Below are 22,193 nucleotides of genomic sequence, written 5' to 3'. Positions count from 1 at the left end.
CGGGCATCCCGCCCGGGCCCGCCGTCGTGGCGAGCGGGCCCCGACCCCGCGGGGGGCACGGTCCCGGTCGCCGCGAGGGTGCGACATCATGCGCAGGGCGGGTGCCCGCACCCCGGTCACCCCGCCCGACCACCGGTCATCCGGGGGACGACGACCCGACCGGCGTCGTCACCGGTGCGCCGGATCGAGACCAGCGCCGCCCGCGCGGCGCACCGTCAGAGAGAGGCCCACCCATGGCCCAGGCTCCAGCCGCCGGCGCCACGTCCGGCGACGAGGCGGCCCGATCGCCCTATGCGGTCCAGCTGCGCGGCATCACCAAGCGCTTCCCCGGCGTCGTGGCGAACAAGGACATCGAGCTGGCGGTCCGCCGCGGCGAGGTGCACGCCATCGTCGGGGAGAACGGGGCCGGCAAGTCCACGCTGATGAAGACGCTGTACGGCGAGCACCGGCCGGACGAGGGCACGATCCTCGTCGACGGACGCCCCGTGCAGTTCCGCAGCCCGGCCGACGCCATCGCGGCGGGGATCGGCATGGTCCACCAGCACTTCATGCTGGCGGACAACTTCACGGTCCTGGAGAACGTGGTGCTGGGCAGCGAGCCCACGAAGGGCGGCCGGCTGGACCGGGACGGTGCCCGCCGCCGGATCGAGGAGATCTCCGACCGCTACGGCCTCGGGCTGCGCCCCGACGCGCTGGTGGAGGAGCTCGGCGTCGGTGACCGCCAGCGGGTCGAGATCGCGAAGGTGCTCTACCGCAACGCCCGCACTCTCATCCTCGACGAGCCGACCGCCGTCCTGGTGCCCCAGGAGGTCGACGAGCTCTTCGGCAACCTCGCGGAGCTCAAGCGCGAGGGCCTCACCGTCATCTTCATCTCGCACAAGCTCGACGAGGTACGCAAGGTCGCCGACACGATCACCGTGATCCGCCGGGGCACCACGGTGGGGGAAACTGATCCGCGCACGACCACGGCCAAGCAGCTCGCCGAGATGATGGTCGGCGCCGAGCTGCCCACGCCGGAGCTCCGCAGCTCCACCGTGCGCGAGGTCCCGGTGCTCCGGCTGTCGGGCGTCACCGTGGCCTCGGACATGGGGCGGCCGCTGGTCGACTCCGTCGACCTGACCGTCCGCGAGGGCGAGGTCGTGGGCATCGCCGGGGTCGAGGGCAACGGCCAGGCCGAGCTGGTCGACGCGATCATGGGCCTGCGCCCGCTCGCCGCCGGCAGGGTCCGGCTCGGCGAGGACGACGTCACCGGGTGGAGCACGCGGGCCCGCCGCGAGGCCGGCATCGGCTTCATCCCGGAGGACCGCCACCGGCAGGGGATGCTGCTCGACGCCCCGCTCTGGGAGAACCGGATCCTGGGCCACCAGACCCGGCCGCCGGCGGCCCGGGGCCCGTTCATCGACCGGAAGGCGGCCCGCGCCGACACCGAGCGGATCATGCGCGAGTACGACGTCCGCGCGCCCGGCCCCGAGACGCTGGCCGCCGCGCTCTCCGGCGGCAACCAGCAGAAGCTCATCGTCGGCCGCGAGATGAGCGCCGGCCCGCGGCTGCTGATCGCCGCCCATCCCACCCGAGGGGTCGACGTCGGCGCCCAATCGGTCATCTGGGAGCTGCTCAAGGACGCCCGCGGCGAAGGGATGGGGATCGTGCTGGTCTCTGCCGACCTCGACGAGCTGATCGGGCTCTCCGACACCCTCCACGTCATGTTCCGCGGCCGCCTCGTGGCCACCGTGGACCCCCGCCAGGTCACCCCCGAGGAGCTCGGCGGGTACATGACCGGCGCCCGGACCGCGGCGGGTGCCGCGTGAACCGCCTGCGCCGCACCGGCCTGACGCTGCTGGGCCCGGTGCTCGCCGTCCTCGTGGCGCTGGTGATCTCCGCCCTCGTCATCGCCCTCATCGGGGAGAACCCGTTGCGGGCGCTGCAGGTCATGGTCGACCTGGGCGAGCGGCCCTCGCAGCAGGTGCAGTCGATCGTGGTGATCCTCAACCGCGCCGTCCCGCTGTTCCTGGCCGGGCTCGCCGTCTCCATCGCCTTCCGCATGGGGCTGTTCAACATCGGCGTCGAGGGCCAGTACCGGCTGGCCACCGTCGTCGCCGCCGCCGTCGGTGCGGCCGTGGCGCTGCCCGGCCCGCTGCACGTCCTGCTGGTCATCGTCGTGGCCATGGTGGTCGGCGCCTTCTGGGCCGGCATCGTGGGCGTGCTCAAGGTGACCCGCGGTGTCAGCGAGGTCATCAGCTCCATCATGCTGAACTTCATCGCGCTCGGGCTGGCGTCCTTCCTGCTCACCGGCCCGTTCCGGGGCAGCCCGGAGGGCGCGTCGATCATCACCACGACGCCGCTGCCGGAGTCGGCGTGGTTCCCGGGGCTGGGCGGGGTGCTCGGCGCCTTCGGGCTGGCCGAGCCGCGCACGGAGCTGTTCGGCTTCCTCGTCGTGGCCGTCGTGGTGGGGATCGTGATCGCGGTGCTCGTCCAGCGCACCCGGTTCGGCTTCGACCTGCGGGCCACCGGCATCTCGGCGTCCGCCGCCACCGCCAGCGGTGTCGACGCCCGCCGCATGGTCGTCACGACCATGCTGCTCTCCGGTGCCGTCGCGGGGCTCATCGGGTTGCCCGACCTGCTCGGCGAGACGCGCGCCTTCGGCACCGAGTTCACCGCCGGGCTCGGTTTCCTGGGCATCGCCGTGGCCCTGCTCGGGAGGAACAACGTCCTCGGCATCGCGTTGGCGGCGCTGCTGTTCGCGTTCCTCGACCGTGCGGCGCTGCCGCTGCAGTTCGCCGACATCCCCGCGTCGGTGGTGACGATCATCCAGGGGACGATCGTGCTCGCCGTCGTGATCGCCAACGAGGTCGCCCGCCGGCTGGCCCTGCGCTCGGCCGAGCGGTCCGCTGCCGAGGCGACCGGCGCACCGCCGGACCCGGGTGGCGGTGCGGGCCCCGGTGGTCCCGGCCCCGGCGCCGGTCCGGACGGCGGGCACCGGGTCCGCACCGGAGTCCCGGGCTCTTCCGAGGAGGCGCGCGCATGACCACCGCGACCCCGGCCGGCGGCAGCACCGCGACCCGGCCCAGCCGTGGCCCGCTCACCGACCGGCTCACCGGCGGCAGCCGGGGCAGCAGGATCCTGTGGCTGGTCGTCGGCCTGCTGTTCGTCTTCTCCGTCACCCGGGCGGTCTCCGGCGAGGAGGCGCTGACCTCGTCGTCGACGATGCGGGCTGCGCTGCTGCTGGCGGTGCCGATCGGGCTCGCGGCGCTGGGTGGCCTCTACTCCGAGCGCGCCGGCGTGGTCAACATCGGCCTCGAGGGGATGCTGATCCTCGGCACCTGGGGCGCCGGCTGGGCCGGCTGGCAGTGGGGCTGGGTCGGCGCGATCATCGGCGGCACCGTGCTCGGGGCCATCGGCGGCCTGCTGCACGCCATCGCGACGGTGACCTTCGGCGTCGACCACGTCATCTCCGGGGTGGCGATCAACATCCTCGCCGCGGGTGTCGTCCGCTTCCTGTCGGAACTGGTCTACGTCCAGGGCACCGGGGGCGGCCCGACGCAGTCGCCGTCGGTGGGCGGCGACCCGCCGAGCTTCTCGATCCCGGTGCTCTCCTCCGGGCCCGACCTGCTGGGCGACCTGGAGGACACCGGCTGGTTCCTGCTGAGCGACCTCGCCGGGGTGCTCCGCGGGCTCACCAGCGGGCTCGGTGTGGTCACCCTGCTGGCGATCCTGCTCATCCCGATCTCGTACGTGATCCTCTGGCGGACGGCGTTCGGGCTGCGGCTGCGGTCGTGCGGCGAGAACCCCGCGGCGGCGGACTCGCTCGGCGTCCCGGTCTACCGGATGAAGTACATCGCGGTGATCATCTCCGGCGCGCTGGCCGGGCTCGGCGGCGTCTTCCTCGTGTTCGTGGCCGGCATCTACCGCGAAGGGCAGACCGGTGGCCGCGGCTTCATCGGCCTGGCCGCGCTGATCTTCGGCAACTGGCGGCCGGGAGGCCTGGCCGCCGGCGCCGGGCTGTTCGGCTTCTCCGACGCCCTGCAGCTGCGCAGCCGGACGGCGGTCGTCGCGCTGCTGCTCCTGGTCGCCCTGCTGCTCGTCGGCGTGGCCGTGTACCAGGCGCTGCGCCGCCGCTGGGTGCCCGCGGGCCTCGCCGTGGTGTTCGCCGCCGTCGCGCTGGTCGGCTTCCTGACCATCGACGAGCTGCCCGACGGCATCGTCTTCTTCACCCCGCACCTGACCACGCTGCTGGTCCTCTCGCTGGCCTCCCAACGGCTGCGGATGCCCAAGGCGGACGGCCTGGTGTACCGACGAGGGGAGCACTAGTGCCCGACCTGCCCGAGCCCGACTGGGATGCCCTTCGGACCGCGGCCCGCGAGGCCATGACCCACGCCTACGCCCCCTACTCGAGGTTCCCGGTCGGGGTCGCCGGGCTGGTCGACGACGGCCGCGTCGTCACCGGGTGCAACGTGGAGAACGCCTCGTACGGGCTGGGCCTGTGCGCCGAGTGCGGGATGGTCAGCGACCTGGCCCGCACCGGAGGCGGCCGGCTGGTCGCGGTGGCCTGCGTCGGCGGGGACGGTCAGCCGCTCATGCCGTGCGGCCGCTGCCGGCAGCTGCTCTGGGAGCACGGCGGCGCCGACATGCTGATCGAGACGGTGTCCCTCGGCATCGTGCCGATGCGCGAGGTGCTGCCCGACGCCTTCGGTCCCGAGGACCTGACGGCTGCCGCCGAGCGGGGCCAGGGCTGATGGCCGGTCACGACGCCATCGACGTCATCCGCGCCAAGCGGGACGGCGTGCCGCTCACCACGGAGCAGATCCGCTGGGTGATCGGGGCCTACACCGCCGGTCAGGTCCCCGACGAGCAGATGAGCGCGCTGCTCATGGCGGTGTTCTTCCGCGGGATGACCGCCGACGAGCTCGCGTCCTGGACCCAGGCGATGATCGACTCCGGCGAGCGCAAGGACCTGTCGTCCCTCGGCCGGCCGACCGCCGACAAGCACTCCACCGGTGGCGTCGGCGACAAGATCACCCTTCCTCTGGCGCCCCTCGTCGCCGCCTGCGGGGTGGCCGTGCCGCAGCTCTCCGGCCGGGGCCTCGGCCACACCGGCGGCACGCTGGACAAGCTCGAGGCGATCCCCGGGTGGCGGGCCGACGTGCACGAGGAGGCCTACCTGGCGCAGCTGCGCGACGTGGGCGCGGTCATCTGCGCCGCCGGCCACGACCTGGCGCCGGCCGACAAGCTGCTCTACGCGCTGCGCGACGTCACGGGCACCGTCGAGTCGATCCCGCTGATCGCCAGCTCCATCATGAGCAAGAAGATCGCCGAGGGCGCCGACGCGCTGGTCCTGGACGTCAAGACGGGCTCCGGGGCGTTCATGAAGGACCCCGCCGCGTCGCGCGAGCTGGCCCGCACGATGGTCGGGCTCGGGGAGGCGGCCGGGGTGCGCACCGTCGCCCTGGTGACGGCGATGGACCGGCCACTGGGCCGCGCCGCGGGCAATGCCGTGGAGGTCGCGGAGTCGGTGGAGGTGCTCGCCGGTGGCGGCCCGGCCGACGTCGTCGAGCTGACCCTGGCGCTGGCGCGGGAGATGCTGGTCGGTGCCGGGCGCGACGACGTCGACCCCGCCGAGGCGCTGGCCGACGGGCGGGCCATGGACGTGTGGCGGCGGATGATCGCCGCGCAGGGCGGCGACCCCGACGCCCCGCTGCCGCGCCCGGCCGAGACGCACGTGGTGACCGCGCCGGCCACCGGCATGCTGACCCGCCTGGACGCCTACGCGCTCGGCGTCGCCGCCTGGCGGCTGGGCGCCGGCCGAGCCCGCAAGGAGGACCCGGTGTCGGCCGCCGCGGGGATCACCTGGACGGCCGGCGTGGGGGAGCAGGTGACCGCCGGCCGGCCGCTGCTGGAGCTGCACACCGACGACGCCGCGCGCATCCCGCGGGCGCTCGAGGCGCTCGAGGGGGCCATCGGCGTCGACACCGGTGACGAGCCGCTCCCGCTGGTCCTCGACCGCATCACCGCAGGCTCGTAGGGGACACTGGTCTCTCGTGCAGAAGGACTCCCTCCTCCCCACCACTCGCACGCTCGCGGCGGGCCCCGAGAGGGAGCCGTTGAACCCGGACGCAGCCATCTCCATCCGCGGCCTGGTCAAGCGGTACGGCGACCGCGCGGCCGTTGACGGCCTGGACCTCGACATCCACCGTGGGGAGATCTTCGCCCTGCTGGGTCCCAACGGCGCGGGGAAGACGACGACCGTCGAGATCTGCGAGGGCTACCGCGATCGCGACGGTGGTGAGGTGCGCGTGCTCGGGGTCGACCCGGCGCGCGGCGGGCGCCGCTGGAAGGCCGAGCTCGGAATCGTGCTGCAGTCCGGTGCGGGGGACAGCCAGCTCTCGGTGCGCGAGCTGCTGTCGGCGCAGGCGTCCTACTACGCCGATCCCCGCGACCCCGACGAGGTGCTGGAGCTCGTCGGTCTCACGGAGAAGGCGGGCGCCCGCGGCCGCACGCTCTCGGGTGGGCAGCGGCGCCGGCTGGACGTGGCGCTGGGCATCGTGGGCCGGCCCCGGCTGCTGTTCCTGGACGAGCCCACCACCGGGTTCGACCCCGAGGCCCGCCGCCAGTTCTGGGCGCTGATCCGGTCGCTGCGCGAGCTGGGCACCACCATGCTCCTGACCACCCACTACCTCGACGAGGCCGAGGAGCTGGCCGACCGGGTCGGGGTCATCGCTCACGGGCAGCTGGCCGAGGTCGCCGTCCCCACCGCGCTCGGCGGCCGCGGCACCGCGCCGGCCGTCGTCAGCTGGACCGAGGCCGGCGCCCGGCGCACCGCCGAGACCGCCACGCCGACCGCCTTCGTCTCCGAGCTCGCCGCGCGCTTCCCGGGCGAGGTGCCCGACCTCGCCGTCAGCCGGCCGACGCTCGAGGACGTGTACCTGAAGATGATCGGGGACCGCTCGTGACCACCACCGCCCCAGGGCGCGCCGCGCTGCCCTCGGTCGCCCGGGTCTCCCGCACCCGGGCGGGGGTCGAGCTCAAGGAGTTCTTCCGCCAGCGTGAGTCGGTGGTCTTCACGCTGCTGTTCCCGGTCATCCTGCTGCTGGGGCTCGGCGCGGTCCTGGACTACGACCTCGGCTCCGGCGTGGACTTCCCGCAGTACTTCATGGCGGGCGTCATCGCCGCGGGGATCGTCGGGGCGAGCCTGCAGAACATGGCGATCCACATCGCCGGCGAGCGCTCCGACGGCACCCTCAAGGCGCTGGCCGGCAGCCCCATGCCGAAGACCGCCTACTTCGTCGGCAAGGTCGCGCAGGTCGTCGCCGTGACGATCGCGACGATCCTCGCGCTGCTGGTCGTCGGCGTGCTCGTGTTCGGCATCGACCTGCCGACCGGGGCGGACTGGCTGACCTTCGCCTGGGTGACAGTGCTGGGCGCGGCGGCCTGCACGCTGCTCGGCATCGCCGTCTCCTCCCTCGCCCGCAACGCGCGGTCGGCCTCGGCGACGGTCACCCCGATCGCGCTGGTGCTGGAGTTCGTCTCCGGCGTCTTCATGCCGTTCGACCAGGTGCCCGGCTGGCTGCAGGACGTCGCCTCGGTCTTCCCGGTGAAGTGGCTGGCCCAGGGACTGCGGTCGGTGTTCCTGCCCGACTCCCTCGCCGCCCGGGAGCCGGCGGGCTCCTGGGAGCTCGGCACCGTCGCGCTGGTGCTCGGGATCTGGTGCGTCCTGGGCCTGCTGCTGTGCGTGCGCACCTTCCGCTGGCAGGACCGGGACGGCCGGTAGGTAGCGTTCTCCCGTGCCCGCTCCGCTCACCGCCGAGAACGTCCGCCGCGCCCCGAAGGTCCTGCTGCACGACCACCTCGACGGCGGGCTGCGGCCGCAGACGGTGCTCGGCCTGGCCGCCGAGCTCGGCTACCGCGACCTGCCCGCGGGCGATGCCGAATCCCTCGGCCGGTGGTTCCGCGAGGCCGCGGACTCCGGCTCCCTCGTGCAGTACCTGGAGACGTTCGCGCACACCGTCGCCGTGATGCAGACGCCGGACGCCGTGGCGCGGGTCGCCCGGGAGTGCGCGCTCGACCTCGCCGCGGACGGCGTGGTGTACGCCGAGGTCCGGATGGCGCCCGAGCTGCTCACCGCCGGGATGCCGATGGAGGCGGCCGTCGAGGCGATGCTCGACGGGTATGCGCAGGGGAGCCGGGAGGCCGCCGCCGCGGGCACGCCGATCCGGATCGGCACGCTGCTGTGCGGGATGCGGCAGAACGACCGCTGGGAGGAGGTCGCCGACCTCGTCGTCCGCTACCGGGACGCCGGTGTCGTCGGCTTCGACCTCGCCGGCCCGGAGATCGGCTTCCCGCCGGACCGCATCCCCGCCGCCATCGCCCTGCTGGACCGCGCGGGGGCGCACCGGACGGTGCACGCGGGGGAGGCCGCCGGCATCGCCAGCATCGAGGCAGCGCTGGACGGCGCCGGTGCCGAACGGCTCGGCCACGGCGTGCGGATCGCCGACGAGGTCGCCGCGGACGGCGCCCTCGGCCCCGTGGCCCGGCGGGTGCGCGACGCGCAGGTGACGCTGGAGGTGGCGGCCTCCTCGAACGTGCAGACCGGCGCCTACCCCTCGCTGGCCGAGCACCCGGTGGACCGGCTGCACCGGCTCGGCTTCGCCGTCACGCTCAACACCGACAACCGGCTGATGAGCGGCGTCTCGGTCACCAGCGAGGTCACAGCGGTGGCGACGACGTTCGGCTGGACGTGGGACGACGTGCAGACGGTGACCGAGCGCGCGCTGGCCGGTGCCTTCCTGCCCGCGGAGGAACGGCAGCGGCTTCTCGACGACGTGGTCCGCCCGGGCTACGCCGCGCTGCGGGGCTGACGGCGGTGGACGTCCTGCTCGCCGAGGCGGCCGGGCAGTCCTGGGACCGGTTGGGCGACCTGGGGGTGGCCTTCCTCCTCTCGGCGCTCATCGGGTTCGAGCGGGAGCTGCGGCAGAAGGCGGCCGGGCTGCGGACGCTGACCATCGTCGGGTTCGCCGCGGCGCTGTTCATGGTGATCAGCCGGGCTGAGTTCGGCGACTCGCGCGTCGCCGCGCAGGTGGTCTCCGGGCTGGGGTTCATCGGCGGCGGCCTGATCTTCGTCCGGCGCGACGCCGTCCGCGGGCTCACCACCGCGGCCGTCGTCTGGCTGACCGCGGCCGTCGGCATGGCCGCCGGCGCGGGGCTGTGGCTGTACGCCGTCGTCGCGACCGCCGGCCACCTCCTGGTGGCCTACGCCTTCACCCCGCTGGCCCGCCGCTTGTCGGGGCGGGCAGCGCACTCCTACTCCCTGGTGCTGACCTACCGGGACGGCGAGGGCGTGCTGCGCCGGGCCCTGGCCGAGTGCACGCAGCAGGGCTTCACCGTGCGTCACCTCGACACGGCGGTCGAGGCCGAGCGGCGGGGCGGCGCCGGCCCGCAGGCCACGGTGCGGATGACGATGGAGGGGGCGGGGTCGGTCACCGCGCTCGCCGCCCGGCTGGCCGACCTCGAGGGGGTGCTGGCGGTGTCGGCCGGGCACCAGGACGAGGACCGCGACTGACCGCCGGCGCGCACGGGCCGGCCGCGGGTGGGGGGCGTCACTCCGGCCTGCGGGAATCGCGTCGTGATCTCCGCTGCTACGGTAAGTGCACCGGCACAAGGCCGGTCATCCTCCCGGACGGTTTGTCCGGGCACGAGCGCATCCGTGCAGATCCAGCGTTCCATCCCTGGGCGCAGACGATCGCCAAGTGAGGACGCCGGTACGTCACGGTGCTCCTCCTCTTTCACGGGACGCGCTCCGAGCAGTATCGGAGCCCCACCCCGCATGACTTTGGTCCACCCTGCCGCGTTCGAGTCGTCCACGACCGAGAACGCTGTCGAGAACACCACCGAGAACACCATCGTGAACACCACCGGCAACACGGCCGAGGACGCCGCGGCGGAGACCGTCGCCGAGACCCCGGCCGGCCCCACCTTCGGTCAGCTGGGTCTGCCCCAGCAGCTGGTGACCGCGCTCGAGCGGCGCGGCATCCACCGCCCGTTCGCCATCCAGACCTCGGCCCTGCCGGACGCCCTCGCCGGGCGTGACGTGCTGGGCAAGGCCGCCACCGGCTCGGGCAAGACGCTCGCGTTCGGGCTGCCGCTGCTCGCCCGCATCGGCGCCGAGGTCAAGAACGGTCGTCGGGCCCCGCGCGGGCTGGTCCTCGTGCCCACCCGCGAGCTCGCCCAGCAGGTGCACGACAACCTGGCGCCGCTGGGCCAGGCGACCGGCGTGCAGCTGGCCACCGTCTACGGCGGCGCACCCATGTACCGCCAGATCCAGCAGCTGCGCCGCGGCGTGGACGTCATCATCGCCACGCCGGGCCGGCTGCAGGACCTGATCAGCCAGGGCGAGGCCACCCTCGCCGAGGTGGTCGTCACGGTGCTGGACGAGGCCGACTTCATGGCCGACCTGGGCTTCCTCCCGGTCGTCAAGGAGCTGCTCGACCAGACCGACCGGAACGCCCAGCGGCTGCTGTTCTCGGCCACGCTGGACGGCGAGGTCGACTCCCTGGTCCGCCGCTACCTCAAGGACCCGGCCCGGCACGAGGTCAAGCGGGCCGGCGACGACGCCCCGCCGGCGGAGCACCTCGCCTTCAGCCTCGCCTTCCGCGACAAGCTGCAGGTGGCCACGGAGCTGGCTGCTCGCCCCGGCCGCACGATCATCTTCGCCCGCACCCAGCTGGGCGTGGACCGGCTGGCCGAGAACCTGAAGGCCGCCGGGATCAAGGCCGAGGCCATCCACGGCGGGCTGCCGCAGTCGGCGCGCAAGCGTGCGCTCGAGGAGTTCACCGACGCCCGCTCGCCGGTGCTGGTGGCCACGGACGTCGCCGCGCGCGGCATCCACGTCGACGATGTCTCGCTGGTCCTGCACTACGACCCGCCGACGGACGCGAAGACCTACCTGCACCGCTCGGGCCGGACGGCCCGCGCCGGCGCCGCGGGTGTGGTCGTCTCGCTGCTCCTCCCCGACCAGGTGGGACAGGCCAAGCGCCGGTTCCGCACCGCGAAGGTGGACCCGCCCCTGGACCGCACGCGGCCCGGTGACCGGCCGATCCTCGAGCTGGTCGCCTCCGGCATCCCCGTGGAGCCCAAGGAGCGCACCCAGCGCGACATGCGCCGCGGTGGCGGTGGCCCCGGCGGCCGTCCGCGTCGCGAGGGTGACCGCCCCGGCGGTTCCCGTGGTGGCCCCCGTCGCTCGTACGGCGACCGCAACCGCTCCGGTGGCGGCGACCGCCGCTTCGGCGGCGAGCGCTCGGGCCGTCCTCCGCGCCAGGGCTGAACGAGGACCCCGTCCCCCTCACCGCTCGCGGTGAGCCTCCGGACGGGGGCGACGACGGCGGCCCGTCCCGGTTTCCCGGGGCGGGCCGCCGTCGTCTCAGTCGCGGAAGACCAGGGCGCCGCTCACGGCGGTGACGACCTCGTCCCAGGCGGGGCGCAGCTGCCCGGCCTCGGCCGCGTCCAGGGGCTCGTCGGGCTGCCGGTCGGCGCGGGCCACCGCCCGGCCCAGCGGGGAGGTGGGGGCGAGCAGTTCGTCGACCCGGGTGAGCCGGGCGTACTCGGCGAGGTCCCGCACCCCTTCGGCCGGCTGCACGAGCGCCCGGTGGGGGACCAGGCCGGCGGCGCCGTCGGCGACCTCGGCCAGCACCTCCGAGACCTCGGTGAGGTCGTAGCGGTCCTGCTCGGCGGGCAGCGGCAGCGTGTCCGTGTCGGCGACCTCGGGCCAGGTGGCGATCTCGACGAGGTCGTGCTGCTCGTTGCCGGCGCAGAAGCGGGCCAGGTCGGCCGGGGTGTCGAAGACGAACACCTCTCCGTCGCGGCCGAGGAAGCGGGCGACGTCCTCGACGTAGCAACGCAGGGTCACCCCGGCGCCCTCGGGGACCACGATCTCGACCGGCAGGATGCCGACCGCCTCCCAGAACTCGGCGGCGGCGGCGACCGCGGCGGGGGAGGCGGTGACCCGGCTCCCGCGTGCGATGGTGCTCACGCCCGGCCGGCCGGCCACCGAGGTGGCGGTCGCACCGGCGGGCGCGCCGGCGGCCGTCTCCGCCTGCTCGGGCAGGTCCTCGTCGGCGAGGGCGCCGAGCTGGTCGTCCGCGGACTCGGCGGCCGAGGGGTACTCCTCGATCGTGGCGGTGCCCCCGCCGGTCCAGTCGAAGTGGTCCGAGAGCTCCTCGACGACGTCCTCCCACAGCTCGTCGAAGACCGTGCCGACGCCGATCCACGCGTCTTCGCCGGAACGCCCGGCGAAGGCCTCCACGCCGAGCCCGAGAGAGCCGATCTCCGGCTTGGCGGCGAGCTCGGCGACGGCCTCGAACTGCTCCTCGTCGTCGTCCTCGGTGGTGTCCAGGCACTCGGCGAGCCGGCTGACGATGTCGACGGTCGCGGCGAGCTCCTCCACCGCCCACCGGTCGGGGTCCTCGGCGGCGACGTCGTACACCCCGTCGAGGTCGTACCGGTGGTCCTCGTCCGGGGTGAGGTCCGCTGCGTCCAGACCGGCGACGACCGGCCACACCGGGTGGTCGGCCAGGTCGTGGTCGGTGCGGGTGCGGCAGAAGGCGGCGAGCTTCTCCGGCGACGGGAAGAGGTGCACCGTGGCGCGCCCGCCCGCGCCGTCACCCTCGGTCGTGCCGAGGAACGCCTGCCACTCCTCGCCGTCCTCCTCCCACGGCGGAGCCCACAGGGTGTATCCGGTGCGGTCGTCGAGGGTCAGTGCGATGGGGACGATGCTGGGCCTGGCCACCGCACCATCCTGCCTTGTCGGCTCGGAGTTGCACCTCCGGGCCGCGCGGCGGGACCCCGAGGTTGATCATGTGGCCGGCGCGGCCGTGGATCGCCTCCTGCGCCCTGCTCAGATCCCCATCGGGTGCCACACCGTCTTGGTCTCGAGGAACGGGGTGATCCGGGACAGCCCGGGGTCGACGGTCCAGTCCGGCTCGGTGGCCGGCGGGCGGACGACGCGCTTGATCGTGCCGGCGGCCTCGCGCTCGAGCTCCATCGCGCGGTCGGCCGGAGCGCCGGTGAGGTCGATGGCGTCGACGTCGGCGTGCTCGGCCAGCCACGGGCCCAGCTCCCCGGCGTCGCCGGTGAGCAGGTTGACCACCCCGCCGGGTACGTCGCTGGTGGCGAGCACCTCGCCCAGGGTGACGGCCGGGATCGGCCGCTCCTTGGAGGTGACGACGACGGCGGTGCTGCCGGTCGCGAGCACCGGGGCGAGAACGCTCACCAGTCCGAGCAGCGACGACTGCTGGGGCGCGAGGACGGCGACCACACCGGTGGGCTCGGGCAGGCTGAAGTCGAAGTACGGCCCGGCGACGGGGTTCGCGCCGCCGAGGACGGCGGCCAGCTTGTCGGTCCAGCCGGCGTACCAGACCCAGCGGTCGATGGCGGCGTCGACGGCGGCCCGCGCCTTGGACGCCGACAGGCCCTCGGCCGCGCCGACCTCCTCGCAGAACTGGACGTGCCGGCCCTCCATCACCTCGGCCACCCGGTAGAGGACCTGGCCGCGGTTGTAGGCGGTCGCGCCCGACCACTTCGCGAAGGCGCCGCGGGCGGCGACGACGGCGTCGCGGGCGTCCTTGCGGCTCGCCCACGCGACGTTGGCGAGGAAGAGGCCCCTGGCGTCGGTGACCTCGTAGGTGCGGCCGGACTCCGAGCGCGGGAAGGCGCCGCCCACGTACAGCTTGTAGGTCTTGCGGACGGCGAGACGATCGCTGCTCACTGCTCGGCACCCTTCAGGTATGCGGCCAGACCGTGCCGGCCGCCCTCTCGCCCGTAGCCCGACTGCTTGTAGCCGCCGAACGGCGACGTCGGGTCGAACTTGTTGAACGTGTTGGCCCACACCACGCCGGCGCGCAGCTGGTCGGCGATCTTCAGGATCCGTGACCCCTTCTCGCTCCAGATGCCGGCCGACAGCCCGTAGGTGGAGTTGTTGGCCTTGGCGACCGCCTCGTCCGGCGTCCGGAAGGTGAGCACCGACAGCACGGGGCCGAAGACCTCGTCGCGGGCGATGCGGTGCGCGGGGGAGACGTCGGTGAAGACCGTCGGGGGGAACCAGTAGCCGCGCTCGGGCAGCTCGCAGGCGGGCTGCCAGCGCTGCGCGCCCTCGGCCTCGCCGATGTCCGACAGCTCGCGGATGCGGGCGAGCTGCTCGGCGCTGTTGATCGCGCCGATGTCGGTGTTCTTGTCCAGCGGGTCACCCACCCGCAGCGTGCCGATCCGCCGTTGCAGGCTGGCGATGACCTCGTCGTGGATCGACTCCTGCACCAGCAGCCGGGAGCCCGCGCAGCAGACGTGGCCCTGGTTGAAGAAGATGCCCTGCACGATGCCCTCGACGGCCTGGTCGATCGGGGCGTCGTCGAAGACGATGTTCGCCGCCTTGCCGCCGAGCTCCAGCGTCAGCAACTTGGCCGTGCCGGCGACCGCGCGGGCGATCTGCCGGCCGACGTCGGTGGACCCGGTGAAAGCCACCTTGTCGACGTCGTCGTGCTCGACGACCGCGCGGCCGGTGTCGCCGGCGCCGGTCACGATGTTCACCACGCCCGGCGGCAGGTCGGCCTGGCGGCAGACCTCGGCGAACAGCAGCGCGGTGAGCGGGGTGGTCTCGGCGGGCTTGAGGACGACGGTGTTGCCGGTCGCGAGCGCCGGGGCGACCTTCCACGCGAGCATCAGCAGCGGGAAGTTCCACGGGATGACCTGGCCGGCGACGCCCAGCGGCTTCGGTCCCGGCCCGAGGCCCGCCCAGTCCAGCTTGTCGGCCCAGCCCGCGTGGTAGAAGAAGTGCGCCGCGGCCAGCGGGACGTCGACGTCGCGGGACTCCCGGATCGGCTTGCCGTTGTCCAGCGACTCGAGGACGGCGAACTCGCGGGCGCGCTCCTGCAGCAGCCGGGCGATGCGGAACAGGTACTTGCCGCGGTCGGCGGGGCGCATCGGACCCCAGGTCCTCTCGAACGCCTTCCGGGCGGCGCGCACCGCGCGGTCGACGTCGGCGGTGGTGCCGGTAGCGACCTCGGCGAGCACCTCCTCGGTGGCCGGGTTCACCGTCTTCAGCGGCTCGCCGGAGCCGTCGACGAACTCGCCGTCGACGAACAGGCCGTACGAGGGGGCGATGGTGACGATCGACCGCGACTCGGGCGCGGGGGCGTACTCGAAAACGCTGGTCATCGCTGTCAGTCCACCGTGACGTAGTCGGGGCCGGAGTAGTGGCCGGTGCGCAGCTTCTGCCGCTGCAGCAGGAGGTCGTTGAGCAGGCTGGAGGCGCCGAAGCGGAACCAGTCGGGGTCCAGCCAGTCGGGGCCCACGGTCTCGTTGATCAGCACGAGGTGCTTGATCGCGTCCTTTGTCGTCCGGATGCCGCCGGCGGGCTTGAAGCCGACCTGCCGGCCGGTGGCGAGGCGGAAGTCGCGGACCGCTTCCAGCATCACCAGGGCGACGGGCAGTGTGGCGGCAGGGCTCACCTTGCCGGTGGAGGTCTTGATGAAGTCGCCGCCGGCGAGCATGGCGATCCAGCTCGCGCGCCGGACGTTGTCCAGCGTCATCAGCTCGCCGGTCTCGAGGATGACCTTGAGGTGTGCGTCCCCGCAGGCCTCCTTCACCGCGACGATCTCCTCGTAGACGTCGAGGTAGCGGCCGGCCAGGAACGCGCCGCGGTCGATGACCATGTCGATCTCGTCGGCGCCGTTCGACACGGCGTCCCGGACGTCGGCCAGCTTCACCGCACGGCTCGCGCGGCCGCTGGGGAAGGCGGTGGCGACGGCGGCCACGTGGATCCCGGTGCCGGCCAGCACCTCCCGCGCGACGCCGGCGAGGTCGCCGTAGACGCAGACGGCGGCGACCTGCGGCGTCGTCGGGTCCGACGGGTCGGGCTGCTTGGCCTTGGCGGCCAGGCTGCGCACCTTGCCGGGGGTGTCGGCGCCCTCGAGCGTGGTCAGGTCGACCATCGAGATGGCGGTGTCGATCGCCCACGCCTTCGAGGTGGTCTTGATCGACCGGGTGCCCAGTTGCGCGACGCGCGCCTCGGCGCCCACCTGGTCGACGCCGGGCAGGCCGTGCAGGAAGGCGCGGAAGGCCGAGTCGGAGCGGGTCACGTCGTCGTACGGCGGCGACGGCGCGTGCACCGCGGGGGTCGCCCCGGGCAGCGCGTCGGGGTCGAGCACGTGGGTCATGCCGGCCATTCTCCCCTGCCGGGGGACCGGTCCCGAACGCGCTCACCCGCAGGGGCGGTCCTGACCCGCAGCCGAGCTCGTGACGTTCCCGCGGGAACGTGCTCGGGGCCTTCGGATCGCGAGTGACCGACCCGCCGGTGGGCGTTCCCGCGGGAACGCGCTCGGCCCCCTCGGACCCGGGTGGCGGACCCCCCGGTCGGGCGTTCCCGCGGGAACGTCCCCCTTGCTGGGGGTGGCGCCCCGTCCGTCGGGCGCTCCCGCGCGGGAACGTGCCTGCTGGGCCGGAGATGTCACCCCCCGCTCCTACGCTTCGATCACACGTTCGAAGGAGGCGTCGTGGTGGAGAAGTCCGTGCCGGAACTGGCACGCGAGATCGCGTCCGGCGCGGTGCGGCTGGCCGCCGCCACCGCCGCGTGGCTGCGGCTCGTGGCCGAGTTCGATCGGCGGGAGGGCTGGCGCGCGGTCGGGATCCTGTCGTGCGCCCACTGGCTGGCCTGGCAGTGCGGCATGGCCCCGGGCACGGCCCGGGAGCACGTCCGGGTCGCCCGGGGTCTCGGTGCGCTGCCGTTGATCTCCGCCGCCTTCGCCGAGGGGCGGTTGTCCTACTCCAAGGTCCGGGCGTTGACCCGCGTCGCGGAGCCCGACACCGAGCGGGAGCTGCTGGAGAGGGCGCTCGAGGCCACGGCCTCGCAGGTGGAACGCCTGGTCCGCTCGTGGCGGCGGGCGGACCGCGCCGACGAGGGGACCATCGCACTGAAGCGGCAGTTCCAGCACTGGTGGGACGACGACGGCATGCTCGTCGTACGGATGCGCCTTGCGCCCGAGGAAGGTGCGGACTTCCTCGCGGCGGTCGACTCGCTGGCCGAACGCGAAGCCCGTCGGGACCGCGCCGCGGCGAAGCGGGCAGCCGCGGAGCGGGAAGCGGGCGTGGCCGGAGGCCTGGAGCGGGACGAGGACCTGGAACGAGAGGAGATCGCGTGCGCCCGCGAGCGGACGGGGGCCCGGCGCTGCACGGCGGTCGCCCGGCTCGCCGGAGCCGCCCACCACGCCGACCGGCGGCCGGGTGACCCACCCCGGCGCGAGGTCGTGGTGCACGTCGACGCCGCCGTCCTCGCCGACGACGCTGCCGCCGGGCAGGCCTACCTCGATGGCGGCCCGGCGCTGCACGCGACCGAGGTCCGGCGGATGCTCTGCGAGGCGACCGTCGTGACCATGCTGGAGTGCGGGCGGGAGGTCCTCGGCGTGGGCCGCAAGCGCCGGCTGGCCACCCGCGCGCAGCGGCGTGCGCTGCTGCGCCGGGATGGGGGCTGCGCCCGGCCGGGGTGCACCGAGACGCGGATCGAACGGCTGCACGCCCACCACATGCGGCACTGGCTGTTCGGTGGTGGGACGGACCTCGACAACCTGGTGCTGCTCTGCGACGTCGACCACGGATCGGTGCACGAGCTGGACCTGGTGCTGACCCGGCGCGACGGCCGGTTGGTCGCGCTCGCCCCCGACGGGCGGCGGGTGTGGGGCGCCGCGGACGCCGCCTTCACCCATGGTCTGGCGGGTCTGGCCGGGAGCCCCGAGGTCCCCGCCGAGGCGGCCTTCGTCGGCGTGCAGCCGGTCGACGAGCTGGCCGCCCGCCGCCCGGAGCCTCGGCCGTCCCCGCGACCGGCGGCCGGTGCCCCCGGTGCGTCGGCGGACCCGTTGTTCCCGGACGGGAAGCCGCCGCTGCCCGACGCGATGCGCGCGGGGGGCGAGCGCATGGACATGGCCTGGGCCGTGGGTGTCCTGATGGGGAACCGGGACCTGCGGCGTCGCTTGGCCGCCGAGGCCCGTGGCAACCCGTTGGTGGCCGCCTGAGCGCCAGGTCGGAAGGCGCCCCCAGTGACCGGGCGAACGCAGCGCCGGGTGCCGATACGGTGTCCGGCGTGCAGCTCACCGTCGTCGACCACCCGCTCGCCCGTGCCCGCCTCTCCCGGATGCGGGACGAGCGCACGGACAACGCCATGTTCCGCGCCGCCCTGCGCGAGCTCACGCAGATGCTGGTCTACGAGGCCACCCGCGACCTCGCGGTGGCCGAGGAGCCGATCACCACCCCCGTCACCACGACGACCGGCTACCGGCTGGCCGCGCCGCCGCTCATCGTCCCGGTGCTGCGGGCGGGCCTCGGCATGGCCGACACCGCGCACGGGATGCTGCCGGAGTCGCAGATGGGCTTCGTCGGGCTCGCGCGCAACGAGGAGACCTTCCAGCCGGAGGCCTACATGGCCTCGCTGCCGGAGTCGCTCGTCGGCCGCGACGTCTTCGTCCTCGACCCGATGCTGGCCACCGGCGGATCCCTCGTGCACTGCTGCCAGCTGCTCACCGCGCGCGGCACGACCTCGATCACGGTGCTGTGCGCGCTCGCCGCTCCGGACGGCATCCGCCGGCTGGAGGAGAGCGGGCTGCCGCTGCGCGTCTTCACCGCCAGCATCGACGAGGGGCTCAACGACAAGGCCTACATCGTGCCCGGCCTGGGTGACGCCGGCGACCGCCAGTTCGGCGCGGTCTGACCGTGCGCTTCGGAATCCTCGGCACCGGTCACTGGGCGCGTGCCGTGCACGCGACCGCCCTCGCCGGCCACCCGTCGGCCGAGCTGGTGGGCGTGTGGGGCCGCGACTTCGCCAAGGCGAAGGCGCTCGGCGCGGAGTTCGAGGTCCCCGGCCACGGCGACGTCGAGGCGCTGCTGGCCGAGGTCGACGCCGTGGCGATCGCGCTGCCGCCGGACGTGCAGGCGTCGCTCGCGGTGCGCGCGGCGGAGGCGGGCAAGCACCTGCTGCTGGAGAAGCCGATCGCGCTCGACGTGGCAGCGGCCGACCGGGTGGTCGACGCGGTGCGCGCCGCCGGGGTCGCCTCCGTCGTCTTCTTCACCTTCCGCTTCCAGACGGCGACCTCCACCTGGCTCACCCAGGCCGCGCGCACCCGCCTGGCCGGCGGAGCCGGCTCCTGGCTCTCCTCGCTGGCCGGCACGCCCTTCGCGGCCTCGCCGTGGCGGCAGGAGCACGGGGCGCTGTGGGACATCGGCCCGCACGCGCTGTCGGTGCTGGTGCCGGCGCTGGGGCCGGTCGTCGCGGTGCAGGCCGGCCCGGGGCTCCGGGACACCGTCCACCTGGTGCTCACGCACGAGTCGGGGACGGCGTCGACCGTGACGCTCTCGCACACGGTGGCGTCCATGTCGACCGGCATCGAGTTCTTCGTGCACGGGGACGCCGGCCGGCTCGTCCTCCTGCCCGACGTCGAGGCCCCGGTGGAGGCGTTCTCCGTCGCCGTCGACGAGCTGACCTCCGCCGCGATCGCCGGCGGCACCCACCCCTGCGACGTGGGGTTCGGCCGGGACGTCGTCGCCGTGCTGGCGACGGCCGCCCGGGCGCTGGACTCCGGCTGCCGCCAAGCCGTCCGCGGATGACCAGCGCCCCGCCGGCGCGGCGCTCGTGGACCCCGTTGGACTGGTACCTGCCCACCGGGCGGATCCGGCGGCGGGACTGGTGGCAGCGCTACGTCCTGGTCTTCGCCGTGCTCGGGCTCGTCGCCACCTCGATCGACGCGACCTGGTTCCCGGACAGCTACCCGCGCATCAGCCGCGACGGGGGGTTCGACCTGCTCTGGCCGTTCCCGGACCAGGGCGGACCGGTGACGGCGATCTCGGCGCTGGTGCTGCTCGTGCCGAACATCGCCGCGATGGTCACGCGACTGCACGACCGGAACCACTCCGCCTGGTGGCTGCTGTGGCACCTGCTGCCCGGGATCGGCTGGCTGGTCCTGCTGGTGACCATCGGCTTCCTCGGCAGCGAGCCGCGCGTCAACCGCTACGGGCCGCCCCCCGGCTGAGCCGGCCCGCCGATCACCAGCCGACGAGCGCCAGGAGGTCGGTCTCGAACCGCGGTCTGACGGTGCGCATGTAGGTCGCCGTCACGTGCGCGGAGTCCATGTACACCCGCACATTGCCGATCAGCGCCGGGCACACGTCCTCGACGCAGAAGTAAGGGCTGGTGTCGAGCAGCCTGACGCCCCCGGGCAGCTCCGCCGGCGGTGAGTCGAACAGGTCGTCGTCGTACACCAGTGACCGCGGCGCCTGGCACCTCGGCGACGTATCGCCCCATTCGGCCATGCAGTCGGGGACGTCCACGGTGTGCCGCGGGCTGTCGCGCAGGCCGATGACCTGTATGCCCGACTCCAGAAGCGGCTGCCACGCGGCCACATGGCCCTCCGGCAGCCACTCCCTGTCCTCGCCGGCGGCGGTGCGGGTGCCGAGGGCGATCACCAGGTCCGGCTCCAGCGAGAGGATCTGGTCGGTGAGCCGGGAACGCCAGGCGGCGCACTCCTCGTAGTCCGTCCAGCCCTCCTGGATGAACTCCGACTCCGTCGAGAGGTTGCAGCCGCCGCGGAGCATCGAGATGACCTGCCACCCGTGGTCCTCGGCGATGGCGGTCAACGGGGTGACCCAGTGCGCGACGTGCGAATCGCCGACGGCGACCACCCTGCGCGAGGCGTCGTCGTCCCCGATCACGCACCTCTCCATCTCGGCGGGAACGGGTTCGCTCTCGAGGACGTCCGTGGTGCAGGAAGCGTGGTCGGGAGGGCCGGGCCAGTCGTCGCGGATCAGCGTCATCGGCGGCAACGGGTCGGCACCCCCGATGGGACCGGCTTCCCAGAAGTTGCTGCCCAGCGCCGCCGCCCCCGGGTACGCCGGGTCGTCCACCAGCGCCGCGACGCGGTCGGCCTCCCGGTCCATCCAGACGATGGTGGCCGCGCCGGCCAGCAGGAGCGGAGCGCTGACCGCGGCGACGGCGACCACCGCCGCGGCGGGCCGCCAGGACCGGAGCCGTGCGCCCGCCGGCCGCTCGACCAGCCGGTACGTCGCCTCGCTGAGCAGCAGGGACAGCGCGATCACCGCCGCGGCCCCCTTGATCGACGGCGCTTCGCGGCCGGTGTGCACCAGGTAGAGCACCAGGATGGGCCAGTGCCACAGGTACAGGACGTAGGACCGGGAGCCCAGCCAGCGCGCCACGGGGGAGGACAGGACCCGGTGCGCGCCCGCCCGTCCGGCGGCGTCGGCGGCGACGATCACCGCGACGGCCGACAGCACGGGCCACGCGGCCTGATACCCGGGGAACTCGTGGGCCCCGTCGAGCACCGCACCGCACGCCACGAGCGCCACGAGGCCACCCCAGCCGAGCGCGGTCGCCACGTGCCGGTGCGGGCGCCACCCGGCCAGCAGGAGCGCCACCAGCGCCCCCGCGCCCAGCTCCCACACCCGCGGCAGGGTGGAGAAGTACGCGGCCTGCTGGTCCGCGGCCGTCGCGACGACCGAGTACGCCAGCGAGGCGCCCGTGGCCACGACCACAGCGGCGACGGCGATGCGCCGGCCGTGCCGGGACCAAGGGGACCGGCGCAGGAGCAGCACCGCGCCCGCCGCGAGGAACGGCACCGCGACCAGGACCTGGACCTGGATGGACAGGGACCAGAACTGCTGCATCGGGCTGGCCAGCACGTTGCTGGCGGAGTAGTCGGCGGCCTCGGCGACCAGGCGGCGGTTCTCGGTGAACGTCGCGGAGGCGAGGAGGTGGCCGGCGATCTCTCGCCACCGGGTGCTGGGCATGACCACCGCGCTGGCCAGGAGCGTCCCGGCGAGCACGAGCGCCGCGGAGGGGACCAGGCGGCCGAGGGTGCGGCTGACCGCCCGCAGCGGGCGCACGGTCCCGGACCGTTCGAGCTGGCTCGTGAGGGTGTGCACGAGGAAGAAGCCGGTGAGCACCAGGAAGACGTCGACGCCACCGGACACCCGACCGCTGAACACGTGGTAGCCGACGACCAGCGAGACCGCCAGGGCGCGCAGGCCGTCGATCTCGGTCCGGTACCGCCGTGGCTCCGCGGACGTACCGCCCTGGGAGAGCGGGATGCTCGGTGCAGACATGTGGTGCGTCAGATCCCCGGTGTCGACAACTCTGTGAGCGGAGCGGAGCGGGTCCG

Annotated in this window: 19 protein-coding genes; 14 read left to right on the top strand and 5 right to left on the bottom strand. The window is 74.1% G+C overall.

Features of this window, described 5'->3' with window-relative positions; translation table 11 throughout:
• Positions 1–233: 233 nt before the first annotated feature.
• The 10 genes from ACI79K_RS17295 to ACI79K_RS17250 all read left to right on the top strand — a co-directional run bounded on the left by ACI79K_RS17295 (position 234) and on the right by ACI79K_RS17250 (position 11,314).
• Entirely contained in the window at positions 234–1,808 is a 1,575-nt protein-coding gene (locus tag ACI79K_RS17295) for an ABC transporter ATP-binding protein (RefSeq protein ID WP_456600304.1), read from the top strand.
• A complete protein-coding gene (locus tag ACI79K_RS17290; protein ID WP_456590668.1) occupies positions 1,805–3,025 on the top strand; it encodes an ABC transporter permease in 1,221 nt (406 codons plus the stop codon). The genes ACI79K_RS17295 and ACI79K_RS17290 overlap by 4 nt, the downstream gene beginning before the upstream one ends.
• The gene (locus tag ACI79K_RS17285) at positions 3,022–4,308 is read left to right on the top strand and encodes an ABC transporter permease (protein WP_456598292.1); all 1,287 of its coding nucleotides are present in this window, start codon (positions 3,022–3,024) and stop codon (positions 4,306–4,308) included. The genes ACI79K_RS17290 and ACI79K_RS17285 overlap by 4 nt, the downstream gene beginning before the upstream one ends.
• On the top strand, positions 4,308–4,733 hold the full coding sequence (locus ACI79K_RS17280) for a cytidine deaminase (protein ID WP_456590666.1): 426 nt from the start codon (positions 4,308–4,310) through the stop codon (positions 4,731–4,733). Before ACI79K_RS17285 ends, ACI79K_RS17280 begins: the two co-directional genes overlap by 1 nt.
• Positions 4,733–6,019, top strand: a complete 1,287-nt coding sequence (locus tag ACI79K_RS17275) for a thymidine phosphorylase (RefSeq protein ID WP_456600303.1) — start codon at positions 4,733–4,735, stop codon at positions 6,017–6,019. The genes ACI79K_RS17280 and ACI79K_RS17275 overlap by 1 nt, the downstream gene beginning before the upstream one ends.
• Before the next feature lie 16 nt (positions 6,020–6,035).
• A complete protein-coding gene (locus ACI79K_RS17270; RefSeq protein ID WP_456590664.1) occupies positions 6,036–6,947 on the top strand; it encodes an ABC transporter ATP-binding protein in 912 nt (303 codons plus the stop codon).
• The gene (locus tag ACI79K_RS17265) at positions 6,944–7,765 is read left to right on the top strand and encodes an ABC transporter permease (protein WP_456590663.1); all 822 of its coding nucleotides are present in this window, start codon (positions 6,944–6,946) and stop codon (positions 7,763–7,765) included. The genes ACI79K_RS17270 and ACI79K_RS17265 overlap by 4 nt, the downstream gene beginning before the upstream one ends.
• A gap of 13 nt (positions 7,766–7,778) precedes the next feature.
• The gene (locus ACI79K_RS17260) at positions 7,779–8,852 is read left to right on the top strand and encodes an adenosine deaminase (protein ID WP_456600302.1); all 1,074 of its coding nucleotides are present in this window, start codon (positions 7,779–7,781) and stop codon (positions 8,850–8,852) included.
• 5 nt (positions 8,853–8,857) lie between these two features.
• Positions 8,858–9,553, top strand: a complete 696-nt coding sequence (locus tag ACI79K_RS17255) for an MgtC/SapB family protein (RefSeq protein WP_456590661.1) — start codon at positions 8,858–8,860, stop codon at positions 9,551–9,553.
• Positions 9,554–9,817: 264 nt separating this feature from the next.
• Positions 9,818–11,314 (top strand): DEAD/DEAH box helicase, encoded by a 1,497-nt coding sequence (locus tag ACI79K_RS17250; protein ID WP_456590660.1) that lies wholly within the window; start codon positions 9,818–9,820, stop codon positions 11,312–11,314.
• 96 nt (positions 11,315–11,410) lie between these two features.
• Here the strand turns inward: ACI79K_RS17250 and ACI79K_RS17245 are convergent, their stop codons facing one another.
• From ACI79K_RS17245 to deoC, 4 genes are all read right to left on the bottom strand, one after another.
• Positions 11,411–12,775: a hypothetical protein gene (locus ACI79K_RS17245; RefSeq protein WP_456600301.1), complete on the bottom strand. Its 1,365-nt coding sequence runs from the start codon at positions 12,773–12,775 to the stop codon at positions 11,411–11,413.
• A gap of 108 nt (positions 12,776–12,883) precedes the next feature.
• On the bottom strand, positions 12,884–13,753 hold the full coding sequence (locus ACI79K_RS17240) for an aldehyde dehydrogenase family protein (protein ID WP_456600300.1): 870 nt from the start codon (positions 13,751–13,753) through the stop codon (positions 12,884–12,886).
• A complete protein-coding gene (locus ACI79K_RS17235; protein WP_456600299.1) occupies positions 13,750–15,195 on the bottom strand; it encodes an aldehyde dehydrogenase family protein in 1,446 nt (481 codons plus the stop codon). Before ACI79K_RS17235 ends, ACI79K_RS17240 begins: the two co-directional genes overlap by 4 nt.
• A gap of 5 nt (positions 15,196–15,200) precedes the next feature.
• Positions 15,201–16,196: a deoxyribose-phosphate aldolase gene (gene deoC / locus ACI79K_RS17230; RefSeq protein ID WP_456590656.1), complete on the bottom strand. Its 996-nt coding sequence runs from the start codon at positions 16,194–16,196 to the stop codon at positions 15,201–15,203.
• A gap of 336 nt (positions 16,197–16,532) precedes the next feature.
• Here deoC and ACI79K_RS17225 point away from each other — a divergent pair, with 336 nt between their 5' ends.
• The 4 genes from ACI79K_RS17225 (at position 16,533) to ACI79K_RS17210 (ending at position 20,051) form a co-directional block, all read left to right on the top strand.
• Positions 16,533–18,044 (top strand): DUF222 domain-containing protein, encoded by a 1,512-nt coding sequence (locus tag ACI79K_RS17225; protein ID WP_456600298.1) that lies wholly within the window; start codon positions 16,533–16,535, stop codon positions 18,042–18,044.
• Positions 18,045–18,112: 68 nt separating this feature from the next.
• Positions 18,113–18,736 carry a uracil phosphoribosyltransferase gene (gene upp, locus ACI79K_RS17220; RefSeq protein ID WP_456590654.1) on the top strand — a complete coding sequence of 208 codons (624 nt, stop codon included), beginning with the start codon at positions 18,113–18,115 and terminating at the stop codon, positions 18,734–18,736.
• Positions 18,737–18,738: 2 nt separating this feature from the next.
• Positions 18,739–19,629: a Gfo/Idh/MocA family protein gene (locus ACI79K_RS17215; protein WP_456600297.1), complete on the top strand. Its 891-nt coding sequence runs from the start codon at positions 18,739–18,741 to the stop codon at positions 19,627–19,629.
• On the top strand, positions 19,626–20,051 hold the full coding sequence (locus ACI79K_RS17210; protein ID WP_456600296.1) for a DUF805 domain-containing protein: 426 nt from the start codon (positions 19,626–19,628) through the stop codon (positions 20,049–20,051). Before ACI79K_RS17215 ends, ACI79K_RS17210 begins: the two co-directional genes overlap by 4 nt.
• Positions 20,052–20,064: 13 nt before the next feature.
• Here the strand turns inward: ACI79K_RS17210 and ACI79K_RS17205 are convergent, their stop codons facing one another.
• Positions 20,065–22,137, bottom strand: a complete 2,073-nt coding sequence (locus ACI79K_RS17205) for an acyltransferase family protein (protein ID WP_456590651.1) — start codon at positions 22,135–22,137, stop codon at positions 20,065–20,067.
• Positions 22,138–22,193 lie beyond the last annotated feature (56 nt).

The organism is Blastococcus sp. SYSU DS0616 (assembly GCF_054051015.1).
Note: the sequence above shows the minus strand (reverse complement) of the source record. Positions and strands in the feature narration are given on the sequence as shown.

Excerpts from the sequence above, each read along its gene's own strand:
- ACI79K_RS17295 (WP_456600304.1), top strand. The coding sequence starts at position 234 with ATGGCCCAGGCTCCAGCCGCCGGCGCCACGTCCGGCGACGAGGCGGCC.
- ACI79K_RS17285 (WP_456598292.1), top strand. The coding sequence starts at position 3,022 with ATGACCACCGCGACCCCGGCCGGCGGCAGCACCGCGACCCGGCCCAGC.
- ACI79K_RS17275 (WP_456600303.1), top strand. The coding sequence starts at position 4,733 with ATGGCCGGTCACGACGCCATCGACGTCATCCGCGCCAAGCGGGACGGC.
- ACI79K_RS17250 (WP_456590660.1), top strand. The coding sequence starts at position 9,818 with ATGACTTTGGTCCACCCTGCCGCGTTCGAGTCGTCCACGACCGAGAAC.
- ACI79K_RS17235 (WP_456600299.1), bottom strand. The coding sequence starts at position 15,195 with ATGACCAGCGTTTTCGAGTACGCCCCCGCGCCCGAGTCGCGGTCGATC.
- deoC (WP_456590656.1), bottom strand. The coding sequence starts at position 16,196 with ATGACCCACGTGCTCGACCCCGACGCGCTGCCCGGGGCGACCCCCGCG.
- ACI79K_RS17210 (WP_456600296.1), top strand. The coding sequence starts at position 19,626 with ATGACCAGCGCCCCGCCGGCGCGGCGCTCGTGGACCCCGTTGGACTGG.
- ACI79K_RS17205 (WP_456590651.1), bottom strand. The coding sequence starts at position 22,137 with ATGTCTGCACCGAGCATCCCGCTCTCCCAGGGCGGTACGTCCGCGGAG.